This is a genomic window from Pseudomonas sp. MYb327 (genome assembly GCF_040438925.1).
Lineage (GTDB): Bacteria > Pseudomonadota > Gammaproteobacteria > Pseudomonadales > Pseudomonadaceae > Aquipseudomonas.
Map to the genome: position 1 here is coordinate 2,180,605 of NZ_CP159258.1, position 22,594 is coordinate 2,203,198.

General features: G+C 57.9%; 18 protein-coding genes, 1 tRNA gene and 1 pseudogene. 9 read left to right on the plus strand and 11 right to left on the minus strand.

From position 1 onward, the window contains the following. Window positions 1-94: 94 nt before the first annotated feature. The 3 genes from ABVN21_RS09725 (at window position 95) to ABVN21_RS09735 (ending at window position 2,279) form a co-directional block, all read left to right on the plus strand. On the plus strand, window positions 95-619 hold the full coding sequence (locus ABVN21_RS09725) for a cupin domain-containing protein (RefSeq protein WP_339553747.1): 525 nt from the start codon (window positions 95-97) through the stop codon (window positions 617-619). 317 nt (window positions 620-936) lie between these two features. Further along, window positions 937-1,629, plus strand: a complete 693-nt coding sequence (locus ABVN21_RS09730) for a 3-oxoacid CoA-transferase subunit A (protein ID WP_339553748.1) — start codon at window positions 937-939, stop codon at window positions 1,627-1,629. A gap of 8 nt (window positions 1,630-1,637) precedes the next feature. Continuing rightward, window positions 1,638-2,279 carry a 3-oxoacid CoA-transferase subunit B gene (locus tag ABVN21_RS09735; protein WP_339553749.1) on the plus strand — a complete coding sequence of 214 codons (642 nt, stop codon included), beginning with the start codon at window positions 1,638-1,640 and terminating at the stop codon, window positions 2,277-2,279. A gap of 118 nt (window positions 2,280-2,397) precedes the next feature. Here the strand turns inward: ABVN21_RS09735 and ABVN21_RS09740 are convergent, their stop codons facing one another. The 5 genes and pseudogenes from ABVN21_RS09740 to ABVN21_RS09760 all read right to left on the minus strand — a co-directional run bounded on the left by ABVN21_RS09740 (window position 2,398) and on the right by ABVN21_RS09760 (window position 8,310). Beyond that, on the minus strand, window positions 2,398-3,495 hold the full coding sequence (locus tag ABVN21_RS09740) for an alkene reductase (protein ID WP_339553750.1): 1,098 nt from the start codon (window positions 3,493-3,495) through the stop codon (window positions 2,398-2,400). Between the two features lie 156 nt (window positions 3,496-3,651). Then, window positions 3,652-3,804: pseudogene (locus tag ABVN21_RS09745) on the minus strand (LysR family transcriptional regulator); the annotation flags it as partial. Window positions 3,805-3,830: 26 nt separating this feature from the next. Next, window positions 3,831-4,904: an NAD(P)-dependent alcohol dehydrogenase gene (locus ABVN21_RS09750; protein WP_339553751.1), complete on the minus strand. Its 1,074-nt coding sequence runs from the start codon at window positions 4,902-4,904 to the stop codon at window positions 3,831-3,833. Window positions 4,905-5,038: 134 nt separating this feature from the next. After that, the gene (locus tag ABVN21_RS09755) at window positions 5,039-5,323 is read right to left on the minus strand and encodes a hypothetical protein (RefSeq protein WP_339553752.1); all 285 of its coding nucleotides are present in this window, start codon (window positions 5,321-5,323) and stop codon (window positions 5,039-5,041) included. A gap of 95 nt (window positions 5,324-5,418) precedes the next feature. Next, window positions 5,419-8,310 (minus strand): EAL domain-containing protein, encoded by a 2,892-nt coding sequence (locus ABVN21_RS09760; RefSeq protein WP_339553753.1) that lies wholly within the window; start codon window positions 8,308-8,310, stop codon window positions 5,419-5,421. A 310-nt stretch (window positions 8,311-8,620) separates the two neighbouring features. Between ABVN21_RS09760 and ABVN21_RS09765 the strand changes: the two genes are divergently transcribed. The 5 genes from ABVN21_RS09765 (at window position 8,621) to ABVN21_RS09785 (ending at window position 14,075) form a co-directional block, all read left to right on the plus strand. Then, window positions 8,621-10,036, plus strand: a complete 1,416-nt coding sequence (locus tag ABVN21_RS09765) for a DUF2252 domain-containing protein (RefSeq protein WP_339553754.1) — start codon at window positions 8,621-8,623, stop codon at window positions 10,034-10,036. A gap of 104 nt (window positions 10,037-10,140) precedes the next feature. Beyond that, window positions 10,141-11,334 (plus strand): GAF domain-containing sensor histidine kinase, encoded by a 1,194-nt coding sequence (locus ABVN21_RS09770; protein WP_339553878.1) that lies wholly within the window; start codon window positions 10,141-10,143, stop codon window positions 11,332-11,334. A gap of 227 nt (window positions 11,335-11,561) precedes the next feature. Further along, a complete protein-coding gene (locus tag ABVN21_RS09775; protein ID WP_339553755.1) occupies window positions 11,562-11,813 on the plus strand; it encodes a hypothetical protein in 252 nt (83 codons plus the stop codon). 19 nt (window positions 11,814-11,832) lie between these two features. Beyond that, the gene (gene potE, locus ABVN21_RS09780; protein ID WP_339553756.1) at window positions 11,833-13,173 is read left to right on the plus strand and encodes a putrescine-ornithine antiporter; all 1,341 of its coding nucleotides are present in this window, start codon (window positions 11,833-11,835) and stop codon (window positions 13,171-13,173) included. Continuing rightward, on the plus strand, window positions 13,170-14,075 hold the full coding sequence (locus tag ABVN21_RS09785) for an amino acid ABC transporter substrate-binding protein (protein WP_339553757.1): 906 nt from the start codon (window positions 13,170-13,172) through the stop codon (window positions 14,073-14,075). The genes potE and ABVN21_RS09785 overlap by 4 nt, the downstream gene beginning before the upstream one ends. Window positions 14,076-14,305: 230 nt before the next feature. Here the strand turns inward: ABVN21_RS09785 and ABVN21_RS09790 are convergent, their stop codons facing one another. From ABVN21_RS09790 to ABVN21_RS09805, 4 genes are all read right to left on the minus strand, one after another. Then, entirely contained in the window at window positions 14,306-15,265 is a 960-nt protein-coding gene (locus ABVN21_RS09790) for an HlyD family secretion protein (RefSeq protein ID WP_339553758.1), read from the minus strand. A gap of 3 nt (window positions 15,266-15,268) precedes the next feature. Further along, complete coding sequence (locus tag ABVN21_RS09795; protein WP_339553759.1) at window positions 15,269-15,643, minus strand: DUF3302 domain-containing protein; 375 nt, start codon at window positions 15,641-15,643, stop codon at window positions 15,269-15,271. 340 nt (window positions 15,644-15,983) lie between these two features. Next, window positions 15,984-17,597: a mechanosensitive ion channel domain-containing protein gene (locus ABVN21_RS09800; protein ID WP_339553760.1), complete on the minus strand. Its 1,614-nt coding sequence runs from the start codon at window positions 17,595-17,597 to the stop codon at window positions 15,984-15,986. A gap of 215 nt (window positions 17,598-17,812) precedes the next feature. Continuing rightward, window positions 17,813-18,901 (minus strand): AI-2E family transporter, encoded by a 1,089-nt coding sequence (locus ABVN21_RS09805; protein WP_339553761.1) that lies wholly within the window; start codon window positions 18,899-18,901, stop codon window positions 17,813-17,815. 343 nt (window positions 18,902-19,244) lie between these two features. On the opposite strand from ABVN21_RS09805, the gene ABVN21_RS09810 reads away from it, so the two are divergent. Next, complete coding sequence (locus ABVN21_RS09810; RefSeq protein WP_339553762.1) at window positions 19,245-20,576, plus strand: OprD family porin; 1,332 nt, start codon at window positions 19,245-19,247, stop codon at window positions 20,574-20,576. 8 nt (window positions 20,577-20,584) lie between these two features. Here ABVN21_RS09810 and ABVN21_RS09815 read toward each other — a convergent pair. Next, window positions 20,585-20,680: transfer RNA gene (locus tag ABVN21_RS09815), tRNA-Sec, on the minus strand. A gap of 5 nt (window positions 20,681-20,685) precedes the next feature. Continuing rightward, window positions 20,686-22,593 carry a selenocysteine-specific translation elongation factor gene (gene selB / locus ABVN21_RS09820; RefSeq protein WP_339553763.1) on the minus strand — a complete coding sequence of 636 codons (1,908 nt, stop codon included), beginning with the start codon at window positions 22,591-22,593 and terminating at the stop codon, window positions 20,686-20,688. Window position 22,594: the final 1 nt, after the last annotated feature.

Here is a 22,594-nt window from a genome sequence, read left to right on the forward strand (position 1 = left end):
GAAACTTAAATCTACTAAATAGATGTTTAGCGTAGTTATTATCTATTTAGTAGATATGTTGAATGGCTTTGGGTAATAGCTCGAGGGTCGATCAATGAGTCATACCGAATTAATTTCATCCCGTTTCGATATCTCTTCCCTTATCGCGGCACTCAGCCTGGAACCCCATGAGGAAGGCGGATATTACCGTAGGACCTTTCAAACCGATCACCGACCACTGATCGCGACTGCGCGAGGTCAACGTTATTTAATGACCTCGATTTATTATCTGCTGACTGAACAATCGCCCATCGGTCATTTTCATCTCAACCAGTCGGACATCATGCATTACCACCATTTGGGCGACGCGATTCGCTACAGCCTGATTTATCCAGACGGCACACTCGAAACCGTGGTGATGGGCAGCGACGTTACTGCCGGCCAGAATTTGCAGCTGCATGTACCGGGTGGCGTTTGGAAAGCTGCGCAATTGGAAAATGGCGTGGCAGGCTTCGGTCTGATCAGCGAAGCGGTAACGCCAGGGTTTGATTTTGCAGATAGAGAGATGGGACGCAGAGAGAAGCTCAGTGTGGAATTTCCTGAGCATTTGGAGTTGGTTGAGCGGCTAACGCAAAGCTGAAGATTCTGGACCAGGTCGAGGCTTTCAAAGCAGTGTGCAACCGTGCCGACTTTGTTATATCATGTTACGCATAATGTATATTATGTTAAACGAAGTGTGTAGAAGCTGTTTAACAACTCGTTGAATTGCAGCCAATGGCTTTCAGTCATGCCAATTCAACTACTCAAGGTTTCGTTCGCTAATCGCACGACATCGCCTGTCAGGCCACCTTCCTTCACCCGTTATTTGGCACGCTATGCACACCTTGGCAGTCGCCGTGATTCATGCGGTTTGCCGTCAGATCATTCTGTTCAGCCAAATAAAAACAGGAGTACGCCTTGATCAATAAAACATTCGAATCCGTCGCTGCTGCATTAGACGGCATCGCCGATGGTTCGGTCATCATGGTGGGTGGCTTCGGCACCGCCGGGATGCCTTCGGAGTTGGTAGATGGCGTCATCGCTTCGGGCGCTCGCGAGCTGACCATCATCAGCAACAACGCCGGTAACGGTGAGATCGGTCTGGCCGCATTGCTCAAGGCCGGGCGCGTTGCCAAGGTCATCTGTTCGTTTCCACGCCAATCCGATTCCTATGTATTCGACGAGCTGTACCTGGCAGGAAAGGTTCAGCTTGAGGTCGTGCCGCAAGGCAACCTGGCCGAGCGTATTCGTGCGGCTGGCTCTGGAATCGGTGCGTTTTATTCGCCTACCGGATTTGGCACGTTGTTGGCCGAAGGCAAGGAAACCCGGGTGATTGACGGTCGCAACTATGTGCTGGAAATGCCGTTGCACGCCGATGTCGCACTGATCAAGGCCGAAAAAGGCGATCGCTGGGGCAATCTCACCTATCGCAAAGCCGCGCGAAATTTTGGACCGATCATGGCAATGGCCGCGAAAACCACAATCGCGCAGGTCAAGCGAATCGTCGAGTTGGGAGAGCTGGACCCCGAACACATTGTCACGCCGGGGATCTTCGTTCAGCGCGTGGTCGCAGTGCCGCTCTCCCCTATCTCGAATGCCAACGTCAACTGAGGCCCGCCATGACTGTTATGAAAAAACTCTCGCGTAGCGAAATGGCCCAACGTGTGGCTGACGATATTCTCGAAGGTTCCTACGTGAACCTGGGCATTGGCGTGCCTACGCTGGTGGCCAACTACCTGGGTGACAAGGAAGTGTTCCTGCACAGTGAAAACGGTGTGCTGGGCATGGGCCCGAGTCCAGCGCCGGGTGAAGAAGACGATGACTTGATCAACGCAGGCAAACAGCATGTGACGCTGCTGCCTGGTGGCGCCTTTTTTCACCACGCCGATTCGTTCTCGATGATGCGCGGTGGTCACATCGATATTGCCGTGCTGGGCGCCTTTCAGGTCTCGGTCAACGGCGACCTCGCCAACTGGCACACCGGCGCCGAAGGATCCATTCCGGCGGTGGGTGGCGCGATGGACCTCGCGACCGGCGCACGTCAGGTATTCGTCATGATGGATCACCTGACCAAGACTGGCGAAAGCAAATTGGTGCCGCAATGCACGTACCCGCTGACGGGCATTGGCTGCGTGACTCGGATTTATACCGACCTGGCTATTCTGGACGTCACTCCACAAGGCTTGAAGGTTCGGGAGATTGTTGCCGAAATCAGCTTTGAAGAATTGCAAGCGCTCAGTGGCGTGCCGTTGATCCAATGACGGATTGAGTCTGCCTGAACGCAGCAATGTGCCGGACGGCCTTAAGCTTGTCCGGCAACGCAAGCCCATCGCAAGCAATCGAGCGCCGAGTCACGGCGCCTAACCGCAGCCAGGTATCTCAGCTGAGGGTCGGGTAATCGGTGTATCCCGCCGCGCCTCCACCGTAAAAGGTATTGCGGTCCGGTTCCGTGAGCGGCGCATCGAGCTTGAGCCGCTCCACCAGATCCGGATTGCTGATGAAGGGACGCCCGAATGCCACCATGTCGGCGTGGCCCGAGGCAACGGCGTCGAGGGCCATCTGCCGGTCGTAGCTGTTGTTGGCGATGTAACGACCGCCATAGGCAGCATGCAACGCTTTGAAGTCAAAGGCGTCGGCCTCGTTTTCGCTTTGAGTCTGACCTTCGACGCAGTGCAGATACGCCAATCCCAGCCGCCCAAGCTGTTCGGCAAAGTAGCCATAAGTCCCCTGCGGATCACTGTCCAGTGGCGTATCACCGACCGCGCGGGTGATCGGCGACAGTCTCACGCCAACTCGATCCGCACCCCAGATCTCCGATACCGCCTGCACCACTTCCAGTGGGAAACGAATGCGGTTTTCCACCGAACCGCCGTACTGGTCGGTACGCAAGTTGGTGCTGTCGCGAATGAACTGCTCCAGCAGGTAGCAGTTGGCCGAATGCACCTCGACACCATCGAATCCGGCCTCCAGGGCACAGCGAGCGGCGCGTTTGTAATCCTCCAGGATTAATGCGATTTCCTCGGTGCGCAGCGCACGGGGCATTGATGGCGTTTCCAGGGTTTGCGACTCGAGGAAAACCACTTCCCCGGCCTGGATGGCCGAGGGTGCCACGGGCGCGGCGCCGTTCTCTTGCAGGCTCACATGGGACATCCGGCCGACGTGCCACAGTTGACACACGATCTTGCCGCCCGCCTCGTGCACCGCATCGGTGATTTGACGCCAGGCTGCCACGTGCGCCGGTGTGTAGATGCTCGGCGTAAAGGCATAGCCGCGGCCCTGCCGTGAGATGTTGGTGGCCTCCGAGATAATGAGGCCCGCACTCGCCCGCTGTCGGTAGTACTCAACAGCCACCGGCGTGTGCACGCCATCCATGTTCGCGCGAGAACGCGTCAATGGGGCCATGGCGATGCGGTTGGCGACTTTGATTGCACCAATTGTGAGTGGCGCAAAAAGATCGGATGGTTGGTTATCGGACATTTTTTTGACTCCAACAAGTAGTCGGGTATCGATGGCGTCGGGAAGCCGGTTTCACAACTGTTTGGGTTTAGTGGAAATCGACTTCGAGAGCCAGTTCGATGGGATAAAACCGGATCAATGGCGTCGTCCGGTATTTGGAGTCACGAGCACCGATCAACCAACTCCACGAATAACCCGTGTGATGCAAAGGGCTGGGTTGGACTGGCTCATATTCAACTCGGCCTGCGCAGCCGTAAATCCACCACACTTCACGACAGTGGAAAATATGCGCAACAGGCGCAAATCCATGTCCGTAACGTTTCTGAGCACTGACTATCTCGCTGGCCGTTGGATTCTCATGGAGTAATGGCAACCTTCATCACCCCATCCCGTTGGTGGGCAAACAGTTCATACGCCGCCTCTATGTCATCGAGCTTGTAGCGATGAGTCACCAGCGGTGACAAGTCCACCCCGCCACTTTCCACCACCGCCATCAAACGTCGCATCCGTTCCTTGCCGCCGGGACACAAGGTCGTGATGATGCTGTAGTCCCCCAGGCCGGCAGCAAAAGCATTGAGCGGGATTCGCAGGTCACTGGAGTAAACCCCCAGGCTGGAAAGCCGACCGCCCGGACGCAGTATCCGCAGCGCCGATTCAAAGGTCCCCTGAGTGCCCAGCGCTTCGATGGACACATCGACACCTCGTCCATCGGTCAGGGCCATGATCTGTTCAACCACATCGCCGTCCTTGAAATTGACCACATGGGTCGCACCCAGTTGTTTAGCGACGCTCATGCGCTCGGCGACTGCATCGACGCCGATAATCGTGGTGGCGCCTTTAAGGCGTGCACCGGCCACGGCGCAGAGCCCGATAGGCCCCAGGGCAAACACCGCAACGGTATCGCCAATCTCCACCCCGCCTCGTTCCGCCCCGGAAAATCCGGTGGACATGATGTCCGGGCACATCAGCACCTGTTCGTCGCTGAGTCCATCCGGTATCGGACACAGATTGGCCAGCGCATCCGGCACCAACACGTATTCGGCCTGGCAACCATCAATGCTATTGCCGAACTTCCAGCCGCCGGTGGCCCGAAAGCCGTGCCGTGTATCCGGGCCATCCTGTGAGCCGCAGCCGCACAGGCAGGCGTAACTTTGTCCACTGGGGGTAATCGCGCCCGCGATCACCCTTTGGCCTTCGACAAAACCGCGCACCTGCGAGCCGAGCCGCTCGATGATGCCAACCGGTTCATGACCGACGGTCAGGCCTTTGGCCACAGGGTATTCGCCACGCAGGATATGCACGTCGGTGCCGCAGATCGTGGTGGTCGTGATGCGAACCAGGGCATCGAGCGGCCCGACTTCGGGGATGGGTTTGTCGTCGAGCACAATCCGGTTTTTTTCGACGAATATTGCGGCTTTCATGGTGGCCATGGTGATCCCTCCTGATCAGTGCTGCGATGAGTTCAGCATGAAATCAGGACACTGCCAGATTGCCTGATCAAAGGTTGCTGGCGAGAATGCCTTCAGGTACACCGCGTTATCGTTCATCGCTGGCAAGCCACCTCCTACAGGATCCATGCAAACCCCGTAGGAGATGGCTTGCCAGCGATGGCGTCGGTACATTCAGCATTGATATGGCTGACATACTGTTTTCGCGAGCAAGCAGTATCAGGTGTCATGCCGTCGCGTACTGCCCACAGATTGATGTGCGACAGCGAGAGTGGCAACGGCATGCGCAGCCACAACACGCCCGGGACAATCTCCTTGACCATGCCGGGTTCCGGAGGCTCGCCGCTCGGGTAAACCAGCGCAATCCGTGATGACGCGGCGGTACGGATTGTTTTCTTCAAGGTTTCGAGCCCTAACGTTCTGAAACCTCATGTTTTCACTTTTTGCCTACGCGGATCCCCCCCATGGCTGGTGGTATAGAGGGGGTTGACCAACCCTAACGACCTGCCAGGGAAGTCGCCAACAACATCTCCAACCCCATTGGCTTGGCAAAATAGTAACCCTGGGCCTGCCCCGCGCCCATTTCACGCAGCAAAACCAAAGTCGCTTCATCCTCGACGCCTTCGGCCACCACACTGAGGTCCAGCGATTCGGCCATCCGCACAATCGCCCGGACGATCGCGCGACTGCGGGCACTGGTAGTCAGTTCAAGGATGAATGACTTGTCGATCTTCAAGCCGCTGAAACGGTATTGATGCACATAACTCAGGGATGAAAACCCGGCGCCGAAGTCATCGAGCACCACGGACATGCCGTTGTCGGCCAATTGCTGCATGGTCTGTCGGGCAATCGCCGGCTCGGCCACCAGCGCACCTTCAGTCAGTTCCAGGCAGATCCGCGATGGCGCAACTCCGTGCTGGTGCAACAGTGCAAGCACATCACTGGCGAAGTCCGGTCGCGTCATGCTGTAGCTGGAACAATTGACGTGCACGGGCGGCCAGTTGGCGTGCTGCGGATTTGCGAGGATCACCGCAATGCTGTTCAGCATGTACAGGTCTAGTCGACCGATCAGGCGCAAGCCCTCGACATCCGGCAAAAACTCGCCTGGCGCGATCACCCGACCGCCCGGTTGATGCCAGCGGATCAGCGCTTCGAGGGCCAACAGTTCACCGGTTTCAACGCTGACAATCGGCTGGAAATACGGCAGCAGTTCGTCAGTGCGTTTGAGCGCGTTGCGCAAGGCCCCTTCTCGCTCTACCTGATCCGAGACTTCACGGCGCACTTCCTGGTTGAACACTGCATAGCTGTCCCGCCCGCCACTCTTGACCCGGTACATTGCCGCATCGGCATCGCGCAGCAGGTCGGCCGGTTCGTGATGGAACTGACTGTCGGCACTGACAATGCCGATACTGCAGGACGAAAACACTTCATAGCCATTGATGAAAAATGGCAGGTCAAACGCCACCAGGATCCGCTCGGCGATTTCGATTACCACGTCCAGCGGCGCTTCGGGTGCGAGCACCGAGAACTCATCACCGCCCAGACGCGCGAGCATGTCAGTCTCGCGCAGGCAACCGCGCAAACGGTGAGCGGCCTGCATCAGCAGCAGATCGCCGAAATGATGGCCGAGGCTGTCGTTGACCATCTTGAAGCGGTCGAGGTCGATGAACATCACCGCCAGGTGCCCGCCTTCGCTGCCGAACTGTGACCAGGCCAGATTGAGGCGCTGTTGCAGGTAGGTACGATTGGGCAGTCCGGTCAGCGCATCGTGGGAGTTTTCATGTTGCAACTTGGCGTTGGCATGGTCGAGCTCGCGGGTGCGGTTCTGCACCCGGGCTTCCAGCTTGAGGTTAGCGGCGTGGATCGCTTCGGCGGCCGTACGACGCGACAACGCGGTGTCGATGTGCCGCGACACGAATGTCAGCAATTCCTGGTCACGTTGGGTGTACCGCACCTGCGAGGTATAGCTTTGCACCGCCAGCACGCCACGCACCACATCGCCGTCAAACAATGGAATGCCCAGCCAGGAGTAGGATCGGACAGACTCATTGGCCAGTTCGATTTCACCGTGTGCGGCTAATCGTTCGGCCTCGCCGACGTCAATCAGGCAAGGCCCGCGCTGACGGATAACGTATTCGGTCAAACCCCGGCGACCACGCCGTGCCGGCGGGCAGATTGTCTGCCGCTCATCGACATAATAAGGAAAGGTCACTTCACTGGTCGCATCGTCGAACAGCGCAATGTAGAAGTTCTGCGCGAACAGCAGATCTCCGACGATGCCATGCAAACTCTGAAACAGTTCAGACATGTCGCCGGGTCGGCTCGACAGCTCCGCAATCTGGAATAGCGCGCTCTGCAGATGCTCGGCGCGTTGTCGGTCTGCCACTTCCTGCCTTAATGCGTCGTTTAGAGCCGAGAGCTCCAGCGTCCGGCGCATCACCGTCGCTTCCAGATCCTCCCGGTGCAGAATCCGGTCCAGCGCCATGGCCACGTGGCGGGCCACCACCAGAAACAGTGCGCGATCTTCAGCGCTGTAGGTACGAGAAACCTCGTAGACCTGCATGGCGAGCATGCCAAACACTTCATCCGAGGCGTTCTTCAACGGTGCGCCCATCCAGAACTCGGGACGATCACCCACGCAGTAGAAGCGCTCCTCGGCCTGCGCCGCGATTATGCCGGCGGCGTCGATCAGCAACGGCTGGCCAGTGGTCAACACCTGGCCGGTCAACGACAGGTGCGAAGGGTCAAGGTATTCGTAGTGCGAGGATTCCACGGCATCAACGTCAATGATGTCGACGTAATACGGGTAGTCGATCTTGCCCGTGTGCGGGTCATACAGCGCGAGATAGAAGTTCTCGGCGTCGATCAGGCTGGCCAGCAGCTGGTGAACCCCAACCAGAAACACCGAGCGGTCGCGGGTCGAACTGGCCAGGTAGGTAATTTCATACAGCACGCGCTGAGTAATCTGCGCACGGGCAAGGGTATCGGCTTGTATTTGAATGCCCAGGCGCCGGGCAAAGTCGTCGAGCGCTGGTTGCGCCGCATCACTGGCTGGCGCGAGTAACCAGCCCAGCACATTTTCGCCTCTGCCGGTGGGCCAGCGGTGCAAACGCCGAGTCAGGCAAAAGGCTTCAAATTCATCATTTGCAACGCTTGACGGCCACTGCACCCTAGGGTCGCCCTGCCCGACCAGATGCATCTGCTCACCGGCACGGTAAACCACCCAGGTGGTGGAATGGGTCCAGTTGCGCGCAGTGGCCAGTAATTGCTCGATCGTGTCCGCGTTGCTTGCCATGCCGACAGCACCCGAAGTCCCTTTTTGTTGAGATGCGACAACGTCGCAGTCGTTCGATTGCTGCGGGGAGTCAATCAATGGACGAATACTCATCACCTCTCCCTGAGTCAAACTGCCGGTCTCTCTGACTGGTTGCTATCAATGTGCCAGTTAGCATCCCGTTTAAAGCTTATGAGAATTTTTTTCAATCGTTTTATTCGCTTTAGTGCCAATAAAAAGCCGGACAACGAGTTAAACGCGACTTCTCGACCAAGACAACCGTTTCCACGCTGCTACGCTTGAAACAGTAGCTTTGGCGCTTTCCAGCCGACCGGCGCACGTGCCTTCTGCAGGCTGACGGAACAGTCGAATTAACAGATCCTGCGCCCAAGCGAGTCAGACTTCGTTGAGCAAAGGAGTAGACATGCCCCCCCGCAAAAACAGGCCCGTCAACAACACCGCAGGGCAAAAGGAAGACAACGGGGACGAACCTGTCTTTCACTCGCGCAAGGAACGACTGTACGAAGGTGAGCGGTTACGTGAACGCCTGCCGCATGCCGAACACGCCGACTGGAAACCCACCGGCAAGCGCCGTGACTCGATCGAACTTCTCGAAGAGTCCAACCGCTATCGACTGCCAGAATTGGTACCTGTGCGCTACGGCCGCATGTTGCGCAGTCCGTTCACGTTTCTTCGGGGCTCTGCGGGTTTGATGGCGCATGACTTGGCCATGACGCCCACCACCGGCATTCAGGTGCAGGCCTGTGGGGATTGTCACTTGATGAACTTCGGGTTGTTCGCGACCCCCGAGCGCAATCTGATATTCGATATAAACGATTTCGACGAAACGCTCCCCGGGCCCTGGGAATGGGATGTAAAACGCCTGGCAATCAGTTTTGCCGTGGCCGCGCGCGATAACCACCTCAGCGATAAATGGGCGCGGGCCGCCGCCGCCGAATGCGTACGCGCTTACCGTGCGCGCCTGCGCAAATTTTCCAAGATGAGCCCGATGGAGGTCTGGTATGACCGACTGGATGCCCAAGCAATCATCGACATGGCACCCAATGCGGAGATCAAGAGAATCCGCGAACAATTGGTCGCCAAGGCCAGGATGCGTGTCGGCGATTATCTCTTTCCCAAGATCAGTGGCGAAGTCGGCGGGCGCCGGCGCCTGATAGATCAACCGCCGATACTTTTTCATGTGTATGAAAAGGGCTTCGTGCAGAACGTCCAGTTGGCCCTGCAAGACTACCGATTGTCACTGCCCCACGAGCGGCGGGTGCTGTTCGATCGCTACCGCCTCGAAGACATTGCCGTCAAAGCGGTCGGGATTGGCAGTGTCGGGACCTATTGTTTCGTCGGCCTGTTCTTTTCCGCGGAAAACCACCCGTTGCTTCTGCAATTCAAGGAAGCCAGTCCCTCGGTCCTGGCGCCCTATGCCGGCAAGAGCCATTACGAAAACCAGGGGCAGCGTGTCGTCACAGGACAGCGATTGATGCAGTCGTCCAGCGACATCTTTTTGGGCTGGACCCGCAGCCAGAACGGCCGGCACTTCTTCGTCCGGCAGTTGCGGGACATGAAAATGTCCGCGCCCATCGAAGGCATATCCGCCCCCCGCTTGAAGATGTACGCCGAGTGGTGCGGTCTTACCCTGGCCCGTGCCCACGCCAAATCGGGTGATGCGGCACTCATCAGTGGCTACTTGGGCAAGACCGACTCCTTCGACCAGGCCATCGGAAAATTTGCCCTCGCCTATGCCGAGCAAAACGCCAAGGACCATGCTGCGCTGGTGGAGGCTGAAAAATCGGGGCGGATCATTGCGTTGAGAGAAGAGGAGTGATGAAGCCGTTGCCTGTCATCGGTCCGGCAAACTACCGATCATCCATTGGCCAGTCGGCGAGATAAGGCTTAGTCTTTGAGCACATTTCCTTGAATCACCGACTGATGACCCACGCCGATTTTTCACTCGATATCGAAGCCGTCCGCAGCATTGAGGCTGTGCCGGTCATCCTGAGCATGGTCAGGCACCTCACCGGGATGCGTTTTGCCGCTGTAGCAAGAGTCACCGAAGAGAACTGGGTGGCCTGTGCGGTGGATGACGCCATCGATTTCGGCTTGAAACCCGGTGGTGAGTTAGTTCTCGAGTCGACCATCTGCCATGAAATCCGCCAACACAGGCAACCGGTGATTTTCGGCCATGCCAGTGAGCACCCGGTTTTTTCGTCGCACCACACACCGAGAACCTATGGACTGGAGAGCTATATCTCCATCCCGATCATCAAAGCCAATGGCGACTTTTTCGGCACGTTGTGTGCGATCGATTCCGTGCCGGCGAATCTCGACGAGCCGGCCATCGCCAAGACACTCACCCTCTTCGCCCAACTCATCGCCATGAGCCTCGACACTCAGAACAACCTGGAAAAAGCCAAAGCGGCACTGGTAGACGCCAATGAAAATGGCCGGCTGCGCGAGCAATTCATCGCCGTGCTGGGCCATGATCTGCGCACCCCGCTCAGCGCCATTCGGATGAGCGCCGATCTGCTGGAAACCAAAATCGAGGACAAACGTTCGCTCAAGCTGATATCAGCCATCCGCAACAGTTCTACGCGCATGGGGCACCTGATTGAAAACGTTCTGGACTTTGCGCGAGGGCGACTGGGGAGTGGAATCCCGATCAAGCGTCAATTAGTCGATGACCTGGAGCGAGTACTGCGATTGACCGTAGACGAAGTGCAGGCCTCACATCCCCGGGTGTCCGTCGTACATTCGCTGGAGTTGCCGGCCGGCGTCTATTGCGACCCGCTACGTATCAGCCAGTTGCTATCCAACCTGTTGGGAAATGCCGTGACGCACGGTTCAAGAGACACCTGCGTCAACGTCCGGGCATACACCGAAGCAGATGAAGTCGTCATATCGGTGACGAACCAAGGCACGCCGATTCCGGCTGAACTGATGCCGTTGCTGTTCCAGCCATTCACCCGGTCGGAAGCCGGAAAGCGCGGCGAAGGCCTGGGTCTGGGGCTTTACATCGCTTCTCAGATCACCGCCGCGCATAACGGCGCATTGAGCGTTACCTCCACGCAGGAGTCAGGCACCTGTTTTGTCGCCAGATTTCCAGCCCGGTTCAAGTGGGCATGAACGCTGACTAACAACTCGTGCCAATCGCAACGAGCAATGGTTCGCAGACTCAATGAGTCGTTGATTGAACTGGCCGGATTAAATCGCGCAAAAAAATCATTAAACCTTTCAACGCTAAAAAAATGATCTATACCCAAAAGGGCAATTAGCACTGACCCTGTTCCGGTATCTATACAGCCACCTTAGGCCGGTAACTCAACATCAAAACAAGCCAAGAGACTCTGGTTATGAATGTTTTGAAAGTTGCTGCAAGCGATGCCGTTAGACAGCGCTTTCATACATCCCGCCCGCTTATTGCCCTGGATCAAATCGACTTCACCGATATCGCCGTTGCGGTGCTGACGGTACGTGCTCTGATCCTCACCCCGTTCAAGGAGCAACGTTTTCTTCGGCTTAAAAGGTTTATGTGTGCAAGCAGCAAAGCTTGCCCCCTACCTGGCGATTGGCCGTACGCAGCCAGGTCGAGGGTCAATATTTGAACTGGGCAAGGAGTACGCGATGGCTGATTCAAGCAAGAAAATGAGCCTGATGGGGCTCACGACGCTGGTGACGGTCAACATGATGGGGTCTGGCATTATCATGCTGCCTACCAACATGGCTCAACTCGGTGCTGTTTCGCTATTGTCATGGATATTCACCGCTATCGGCTCGATGGCCATCGCCTATTGCTTCGCTCAGTGCGGAGTATTTTGCCCCCGGTCTGGCGGCTTGTCCGCGTACACTGAGGAAGCTCACGCGAAGTCCGGCTTCTTCCTCTGTTCATACCTGTATTTCCTCTCCCTGGCGATTGCCAACGTGGCCGTGGCGATCTCCGCGGTGGGCTATATGACGGCCTTTGTACCCTGGCTCGGAACGGGAGCCATCCCCCTGTGCATCGGCACGATCGGCCTGATCTGGTTGACCACCGTTGCCAACTTCGGTGGCCCGGGCATTACCGGCAAGATCGGGGCTATCACGGTGTGGGGCGTGATCATACCGGTAGCGGGCCTGAGCATTATCGGCTGGTTCTGGTTCAAGCCCGATGTACTGGCTGCTGCCTGGAACCCCAATAGCCTGCCCATTTCCGAAGCCATCTCCAAAGCCATACCCTTGACCCTTTGGGCCTTCCTGGGGATGGAATCGGCCGCCCAAGCGACCGATGCCGTGGAAAATCCAAAGCGCAACGTGCCACTGGCCTGCCTGTTCGGTACTCTCGGTGCAGCCGTGGTGTACGTGCTGTCGACCACCGTCATCCAGGGCATCGTGCCCAACGCCGAACTGGCCAATTCCTCCGCGCCCTTCGCGCTGGTCTACAGCAAGATATTCAGCCCGATGGTAGGCAACATCGTCATGGCGCTGGCAGTCATGGCTTGTATTGGCTCGCTGCTGGGCTGGCAGTTCACCCTGGCACAAACCGCCAAGATGACGGCCGACCAAAACCTGTTCCTCAAGCTGTTCAGCAAGGTCAACTCGATGAACGCGCCCGTCGTCGGCATGATCGTCTGCGGCGTGCTGCAGACCCTCATGGCCTTGTCGACCATCTCCCCGGATGCCGCTGCGCAATTCAGCAAGCTGGTCAGCCTGGCCGCCGTGACCAACCTGATTCCCTACATAACAGCACTGACCGGCTTATTGGTGATCATGCACAAGGCCAACGTCGGGGCTTCCGTATACACGCGCAACCTGGTGGTGTTGCTGGTGGCGGTGGCCTACTCGTTGTATGCCTTGTATGCCTGCGGCAAGGATGCGGTCATGGGCGGCACTCTGGTCCTCGCCGTCGGCTACTTGCTCTATGGTTTCCTCGCCAAGCGCTTTGTCAACGAGCCGGCGGCTGATCTGAATAGGGGAGTCAATCCATGAACCTGATATCGAGTAAATCGCTGAGGGTGATGATCGCTTGCGGACTGTCGATGGTGTCGGCAATGGCCTGTGCCAATACTCTGGAGCGCGTGCGAGCCAGCAATACCCTGACCCTGGGTTATCAACCGGACTTTGCCCCGTTCAGCAGCCACGTGGGCGACAAAGCCAGCGGCTACGCCATTGACCTGTGCAGTAAAATCGCCGACCAGGTCAAAACCGAACTTGGGCTGACCTCGTTGCAAGTACGCTTTGTGCCGATAAAAATTACCGAAGAAGTCAGCGCCGTCAGCTCAGGCAAGGTCGACATCTTCTGCACACCAACACCCACGACCCTTGAGCGACGCAAAGTGGTGAGTTATTCAGTGCCGATTTACACCGCCGGGCTCTCTGCCGTGGTGCACAAGAATTCACCCCTGCCCTTGCTCAAGATCCTCAGGGGTGAAGTGGCGCATGACGGCCCAACCTGGCGCGCGACCGTCAATCAAGGCTTGGCCAGGCAAACTTTCGCCGCCCCCGAGGGTGGCGTTACGGAGCAGTGGATACGCGAGCAGATGCGTCTGCTCGGCGTGATCGCCACCCTGGTCACGGTCAAGAATAACGACGATGGGATCAAGCTGGTTGCCGACGGCAAGGCCGATGCGTTCTTTTCCGACCGCATCGTGCTCAAGAATCATATTGCCAGTGACTATCCCAACGGTGAGCTGCTGGTCCTCGACCGCATCTACAAGTACGCGCCAACCTCGATGATGCTCGAGCGTGGCGATGAGGACTTCCGTCTGCTGGTCGATACCGTGTTAAGCAACATGTATCGCTCCGGTGAGATCGAACAGGCTTACACGAAATTCCTGGGAGGCGTCGGTGAAACCGCCAAGAAGCTTTTCGACGTCTATGCCGTGCCTTAGCGCCTGCATTGTAGAAAACCGCCTGCGGGCGGCCTTTTTCAATCAGGTACCCAGCGCCTGTTCGAGGTTGAGGAACAGGCATTTTGGTAATGACCACCGCCGCTGCCGTTTGCCCGGAAATGACACCTTCCTTGAACCAAGCGCACGGATAAGTGCGAAGCCATTCCAACACCGGCCAGTTACGCGCCGCACTCCGGGTTTGACGAGCAAGTATCGCCGTGCTCGCTTCATCAATGGAACGGGAAGATGTAGTTCATCCAGGCGGCCATGCGCAGCAGAATCTTGCGCATCGCCGCAATATGATGGAAGTGTTGGCTATAGAGTGCCGCCTGCCCGTAAGCGCCACCCGGCATCTGGCTTTTATATTGGGCGAATTCCGGATCGGTGATTTCAATGATGATCGGAACACGACCAGGGGATGTTGAGCCGGAGAAGTTGATCAGCGTACCGGAGGGCTGAACTTGCCCCTCGGCAATCGCCGAATAGACCGTCTTGACTCTACCCTGGAAAACCTTTCCGGGAATGCCATCGAAAGCCACCTCAGCCTCATCCCCCACAGCCAGGCGCAGGAGGCTGTTCTGCCTCATCCAGGCAGCGAAGTATTGCCCTTCCTCGGGAATGAACACCATGGAAGGTCGCAACGGCAACTTTGACGCCATCATGCCCGGACGCAGGGAAACATGCGTGACGAAGCCCTTGCTCGGCGCACGGACGGTGGTGTTGTCGAGTTCGTACTGAGCATTGTCCAGTTGTGCCTGCAAATCATCAGCTCGTGCTATTGCCGAGTCCAGTTCACGTTGCGTGCCAAAATTGCGTTTGATCAACTCCGTGATCCGATAGCGATCACCCCTTGCTGAGACGAGTTGCGCTTTAAGGGACTTGACACGATTTTCAAACGGGGTGGGATCGATGCGAAACAGCACATCGCCTTTTTCCAGCGACTGGTTCGTTTGCACCGGCACGTCGATCACCTGACCAGTGACCACGGGTATCACCGGAACAGAGATAAAATAAGAGCGCGCCACCTCGGAATAGGGATGGTTGTAGTTCATTGTAAAAATCAACGCACCTATCAACACGATGCCACCCAACACCGCCGTCGGCACGGTCCACTTGTTCAAAGGTATGCGGAATATTTTGAATAGCGCTATGCAGAAGGCCGCATAGGTGAGGATAAGCAACAGGTCCATGGGTCAAATGCCTCCGCCACGACTATCGGGTGGCGTACGAAAACTCTGCGGCGTTCCTGTTGCTGTTTCCAGATCTTCAATGCGCTTTTGCAGGTCCGCGACCTGTTGCTCCAGATGAACGACATGGCTCTTGGGCGACTCGCCATCCCTAAATCCCCAACCTCGATCTTCGCGATAAAGCGTGGCCCATATCCACAAAAACGGCCAAAGCGCATGCAGAGTGAACAGACTGACCCACCCGGTTGCATGTATCGCGTCCTGATGGGGATGATTGCGGTGTTTGGCAATATCGTAGGGGATGTCGTGCAGCACGATGATCCCGTAGAACAGCACTATTCCAACGAAGATCAATAGGCCCAGAGCAAAGTAGTCGAGCATGACTGCGTCCGTTGCGAGATGTAATGGATAGAGTGTAGACGAGGTGTAATTAGGCATTTAATGCCCAAGACACTCGAATGGATCGGCGCAATCAGAGGAGGTCATGCCTCTAAGACCTGCAGTCCGGGCGCTATTCGGTGCTGGGCCTGAAGAACGAAGAGAAACGCAGCATCGAGTTCGGCGCCAGGGCTTCGGCTGCCAATTACACCCCGGCAGCGTTGCGTCAGGAAGGGATTCGTTAACGTTAAACACGCATGTGGCGACTCTTACAGGCGACTGATGAGTCGCCTTTTTTTTGGTAATAAGTCGCGCGGCGCCGATTGATGGAGGTTGCGTTCGCTCACGAATCTTTCGGTTCTTGCGCCGGTGCCGTAAACCATTTGTCCCTGGGCACCCACTTCTCTGCGGGCGGATCACCGAGATAGTGAGGCGACATGATCTGCACGCCGTACTCGTTGAACACATCCTGAATGTTCGCATGCAACATGCTGAGCAGCACCGCACGCGGGCGTGGCTGACTGGGAATGGCCTGCGCCACCAGTCGATACTCCGGATAAAAGTCCGACAACGCGGTCTGGAACACTTGCGCCGGTGGCGATTCCAGGATGCCCTCCGTGCGTCTGGCGGCCTCCAGCAACATCGCCTCCACCTGCCGCCAAGGCGTGTCGTAGCCGATGGTCACAACGGTATCGACTACGTAACCGGGACCTTGCACCGTGCGCGAATAGTTCTTGGTGACCGTGCTGGTGATCATCGAATTGGGCAGCGTCAGCACCTCTCCCAATCCGGTGCGAATGCGCGTGGTGAACATGCCCAATTCCGTCACCGTACCTTCGTATTCGCCGATGCGCACAAACTCACCGGGTCGCAGGGTCCGGGTGTACGTCAGGATCAATCCCGCCGCCGCTTGCCCGACCACACTGGAGGCGCCCAGTGAAATCATCACGCCGATCAACACCGACAAACCTTTGAACGCATCCGTGCCGGCACCCGGCAGATAGGGGTAAGCCATGGCCAACGCAAACAGCCAGATCGCCAGGGACGTCAGGCGTTGAGTCGGTTGCAGGGTTTCCTGGTTGAGCCAACTGAAAGTGCCCGGTGTGGCCATCCGCCGCAGGATCCGGCGACTGAACGCCACCGCGCCACGGGCGATGAAAAAGATTGCCAGCGCCACACCCAGTCCGGGTATCGCGCCGACAATTCCCTCAAACAAATAGCCGGCCACTTCCAGCAGATAGTTGTTAAGGCTTTCTCCCCAGGGCCGGGTATAGGGGAACCGTGACAGGACAAAACCCAGCCACTCGTAGGTAAGCAGCAACACGACTATCCAGCGCAGCACGCCAAGCAAACGGCTGACCAGCGGGTACAAGTAATTGGCGTCGAGAATCTGCACGCGCCCTACCCGCAGCGCCTTGGTATGGCGATCCATCAAGTCAGGCAGCTTTTTCAACAGTTTGCGCCGCAGATAAGCCATGACCCAAAGCAAAGCGAAATAGATGCCGGTGGCCACTGCGACAGCGATGAGTGACCTGACCATCATTCGCAGATTGCGCGCTTCCCGGGTTTCGGCCACGACTTGCCGCAGCCTCTCGGCCGCCGCTTCGGCGGCCTGCTGGACCGAATCGTATTCGCTGCTATCGACATCCTTGGGCGACACGATAAAGGCGCGCTTGGCGCCTATCAGCACCAGATAACTGTTCTGGATGGAGTCAACGACAACATTGAGATCATCGGTGTCATCCAGGGCCTCACTGATGACCCATTTCGCCCGTTTGACCCGCGACTCCGGTGACTCTCCAAGCAACGTGGCCCGGAAAACCATAATGCTGCGGTTGGCGATTTTCAGTTCGGCAGGGGGATGTTCATCAGGTTGGCTGGTGTCCTCGGCCCAGATCAGCGCAGCCCAGAACATCGCACCAACAGCCATTAATATTGCGAGCAACCTGCTACGCATGTGTCAGTTCCTTACAGGACACGGGTACAGATCGCAGCGTAGTTCAGCGATGAACGGTTGTCAGATATTGAGGTTGCGCGCTGCACGCCGATGAACCTTGACAGCCATTTGAAAGATCGACTGCCCGGCAGAAGTAGCTCAGACGTTGGTGACGCGGCCCTTCCCTGCTTCCTGGAAGTAGCGCAGGGCGAAGGACCGCGGCGGGAGCGGTATCTTTAAAACTCTTCTTCCACGGGCGGCCGATCTTCCACCCACTGCCAAAACAGCTGATAGCCGACCGCAAGCACCACGGGGCCAATAAACAAACCCAGGATGCCACTGGTGACCATGCCGCCCAGCGCACCGATCAACACCACCGGCATTGGCACGTCCACGCCTCGGCCCAGCAGCAACGGTTTGAGCACGTTGTCCACCAACCCGGCAACGAAGACGAACACCGAGAAGATGATGGTCGTGGTATTGGCGCCCTCGGTGGCGAACACATAGGCAATCACCGGCACCGTAATCAAGGTCGCCGGCAACTGCATGATGCCCAGCAACAACACCGCCAATGCCAACAGCCCGGCACCCGGCACGCCTTTGAAGACAAAGCCCAGACCCACCAACAGCATCTGGATGAAGGCGATGCCGACCACGCCAAGCGCCACGGCACGAATCGTTGCGGTACACAAAGTGGCGATTTGCGGGCCTTTATCCGGGCCGCTGATCCGCGACGCAATCTGCACGGCGGCGTGACTGCCAGCCTTGCCGTAGGCCATGAAGATCCCGGCGATGATCAGCGCAATGATAAACATGAGAAAACCCATGCCGACGCCGGCCAGTTTGCCCAACAGTCCCAGGCTGACATCCTTGATTTGCGGTATGTATTTGGCGGTCAGGCTAGGAAGGTCAGTCGACGCTTGCAGCCAGAGCGCTGAAAGCGGTTTGCCTATCAATGGCCATTGCGCAACGGCATCGCTGGGTGGGGGAATCTGGATGCCTTCACTCTTGACGACCTCCATCGCGTTTTCGACCGAATCGGCAATCGAGACCCCGAGCAGGTAAATCGGCACCATAAGAATCACAATCGCCACCAGCACGATTAACGTGGCGGCGCGCCCTTCTTTTTGCCCCAACGGCCCCATGAGTCGCTCTTGCAACGGGTAAAGAGTAATCGCCAGGATCACCGACCACAGCATAAGGTCGCGGAAGGGACGGAAGATCTCGAAGCAGAACAGCACCAGAACCACAATCAGTCCGGCGCGGATCAGCACATCGAGCATCCCGCGGGACAACGCTTTCACTGAGAGCGATGTGGGCACCATGGAAGTCTCCTGACGATTCGCTGTGGGTTTGAGGAATCCGTTAGCCCAGCATAGACGCTCATTACACAACGTAAAGGATCAACGAAACTTCAGTGGAACCACTCTAGTCGCGGCGATGTCCACGCCGACCCGAGCGGGCAACGTCACGGCGTGCCGACCTTGCCTTGCCTGGAAAACAATTCGAACACAGCACACCGGTTCAATACTTGCCGAGCAATCTGCGCAACCATGCACCGTTCCAGCGTGTAGGCTTGGAAATGAACGGATCGCCGTCAAGGCCAACGCTTTCAAACTGCCTGCGACTGCGGACGTCTCGCGGTCGAAATCCTGTGGTGACAGATCGATGAAGTGTGCCTCCCCAGCCCTGCGGGGCAACCTGCCCTTGTGCCTGTCGCTGCTAACCACCAGCATCTGCGGGACCGCGTTGGCGGACGAATCGGCATCAGGTTTCTTCGAAGGTGCGTCGTTTGATGTCCTCAGTCGCAACTTTTACCTCAACAGCGACTACCGCTCCCCTTCGCCGACGGGAAAAAGCTACAGGGCCGAATGGGCGCAGGGCTTTATCAGCTCTTTTGAATCCGGCTTCACGCCGGGCACTGTGGGCTTTGGCGCCGACGCCCATGCATTTTCGGGTCTGAAACTGGACGGTGGAAAAGGCCACTCCGGGACCGGTCTATTGCCGGTCGACAGTGACGGTCGTAGCGCCAGCAACTATTCCAGCGGTGGCGGCGCCATCAAACTCAACACCTCCAAAACCACGTTGTCCTTCGGCGAAATGATGGTCGAAACCCCGGTGTTCGACACGGCGGACAAACGTCTGCAACCGGAGTACGCCAGCGGTTTTCTGCTCAACACTCGCGAATTCGACGGCACCCTGCTTTCTGCCGGCCACTTCACCGCCTTCAAGAACCAGGACAGTTCATCAGGCAAAGGTAATTTTTCCGGTTATGGGGCCACGACAGATGCCGGTGGCATCTCGTTCGCGGGTGCCGACCTGTTCACCCAGAGCCCGGCCGGTGGGGCGATTTATGCTTCCGAGCTGACAGACACCTGGCATCAGTATTACGGCAACTTGCACCTGAAACAGTCCGGGATGTTCATCGACGCCAATATCTACCACACGCAAGAAACCGGTGAGGCGCTGGCCGGCGCCATCGACAACACCGCGTACAGCCTGTCGGGTAAATACGCGATTGGCGCCCATGGCTTCACCCTGGCGTATCAAAAAATCCATGGCGATACGCCGTTCGATTTCGTCGGTGGTGACTCGATCTACCTCGCCAACTCGATCAAGTACGCCGACTTCAACGGCGCGGGCGAGCGCTCATGGCAGCTCCGTTACGACCTGGATTTGAGCACCTTCGGCGTGCCCGGACTGAACTTCATGACGCGCTACGTCAAAGGCAGCGGCATCGACGGCACCCATGCGCCCAAGGGCGGCGCCTACAACCCGTTCGATCCCTCCCTGGGCGAGTACGTGCCGCAACAAGGGGATGGCGGACGTCATTGGGAGCGCGACATCGACATGCACTACATCGTGCAGTCCGGCGCCGCCAAGGGGTTGAGCCTGCAGGTGTCCCACGTGTCGCACCGCGCCAACGCTGCCCAGGGCGGCGATGATATCGACAGGCTTTACATGGTCATCCAGTACCCGCTGAGTTTCGGGCCTTTTTGAGCGGAAAATGGCGGAAGGTAGCCGGAGTCGAACCTGCCCGGGAACGGATGCCGTCCCCAACCGGGTTTGAAGCCCGGCCGCGCCACCGGGCGCGATTACCTTCCTTGAATCAGTGCCCGATTTCTCTGGCCAGGGCATTATCCAGGCGAATCTGGCGTCGGTCACCAAAGCGCCGGGTCAGGCCGAGGCGGTCGAAGTATTCGAGAATCTGGATACTGCGCTTGCGCCCCAGGCCCACCGCGTCGCGAAACGCCGATACCTGGATCACCGGGTTGCCCTCGGCCAGTTGCAACAGCATAGCCGCCAAACGCCGGATCATCGCGTCGGTGTAAAACAGGTCGCGCACCACTTGATGCAACAGTCCCAAGCGGGCCATTTTGCGCAGCAGCAGGCGCACCGTGGCTTCGTCATGCCCCAGAGTGCGTACCCATGGAGGATCGAACCCGGCCGCCTCGAACTGCGGCTGTAACTGTTGCCACAACGCCTCGTCCTCTTCACTCAAGCGCACTTGATGATCGGGCAAATGCAACCACGGTCCACTGCTGGTGATAGTGCCGTCGGCCAGCAGTTCGTCGAGCAGGCTGATGAAGGTCGGGCGGTCGAGGGCGGTGCCGGTGAAACGACGCAGGCGATCACGGTCCGGGCCCATTTGGTCCGGTTCCAGTTGGTGAAAGCGTGTCAGGTATTGCAGCACAACCGTTTTCAGGGCCTGCCAACGGGCCGTGCTGAACAATAGCGGGCCATGCCGAGTCTCGATCAAACGCACGTCATTGGGCAAAGTCCATAGGGTGCGCGGAGCGTTGAACTGGCGCTCCAGTCGCTGTGGGTCAAGGCCGGTGTCGCTGTTGGCCAGCAAAACGGGAAGTACGTTTTCCAGGCGATCACTCGATGTCAGTGCCTGTAACTGCGCCAATCGCTCGGGGCTGCGTCGTTGTCGGGACGGTGCGAACGGGTCGAGCACTCGACCGCCACCGAGGGTGCGTTGCGCGCTCTGGTCACGCAGGATCAGCGAATCGCCCTTCACGGCCTGCACCGGCGCGTTCAGCAGGATTTGCGCGAACATCCGCTCACCGGGCGCCAGGCTGGCCCCCTCCAGCAAGGCCACGCGTCCGGTCAGGTCTTGTGTGCCGATATGAACGTGAACTGGCTGAAAGTGCTCGAAGGCCCTCGCTTCGCCGGACAATAAACGCAGGTCGATGTCCAGACGCTGGGTCGGTGCATACAGCCATTCTGCCGACAGCCATTGACCACGGTGAATCTGCTCCAGCGCAAGGCGATCGGCACTGATGTTAAGCGCAACGCGCTGACCGGCCATGGCAACCTCCGCGGGTTGATTCTGCGCATGCAGCCCCCGTACGCGCACGGTTTTGCCGAGGGGGCCGAGCATCAACGTATCGCCCACCGCCACTTGACCGGACAGCGCCGTGCCGGTGACCACAATGCCCGCACCGGCGACGCTGAACGCCCGGTCAATCGCCAGGCGAAAACCACCGTCAAGGCTACGTTGAACGACGTCCCGCTGCGTTTCGATCAGGGTTTGGCGCAGGGTGTCGATGCCCTGTCCGGTTACGCTCGACAGCGCAATCAACGGCGCATCGGCATAGATACCGGGTGCCAACAAGGATTCAATTTGCTCGCGCACTTTTTGTACCCGCGCCGCTTCTACCCGGTCGCATTTGCTGATCGCTACCAGCGCCCGAGGAATACCCAGCAGTTCGACAATGGCCAGGTGTTCGCGGGTCTGCGGCATCACACCGTCATCGGCGGCCACCACCAGCAACACCAAATCAATGCCCTGAGCCCCGGCGAGCATGTTGTGGGTGAAGCGTTCGTGGCCGGGCACGTCGATAAAACCGGTAAGGCCCGCGCCCGGCTCCAGCTCGGCATAACGGTAGCCGAGGTCAATGGTCATGCCGCGTTCGCGCTCTTCCCGTCGCCGATCACCGGCCTGGCCGGTCAGGGCTTCCAGCAATGCTGTCTTGCCGTGGTCGATGTGCCCTACCGTGCCGACGATCACC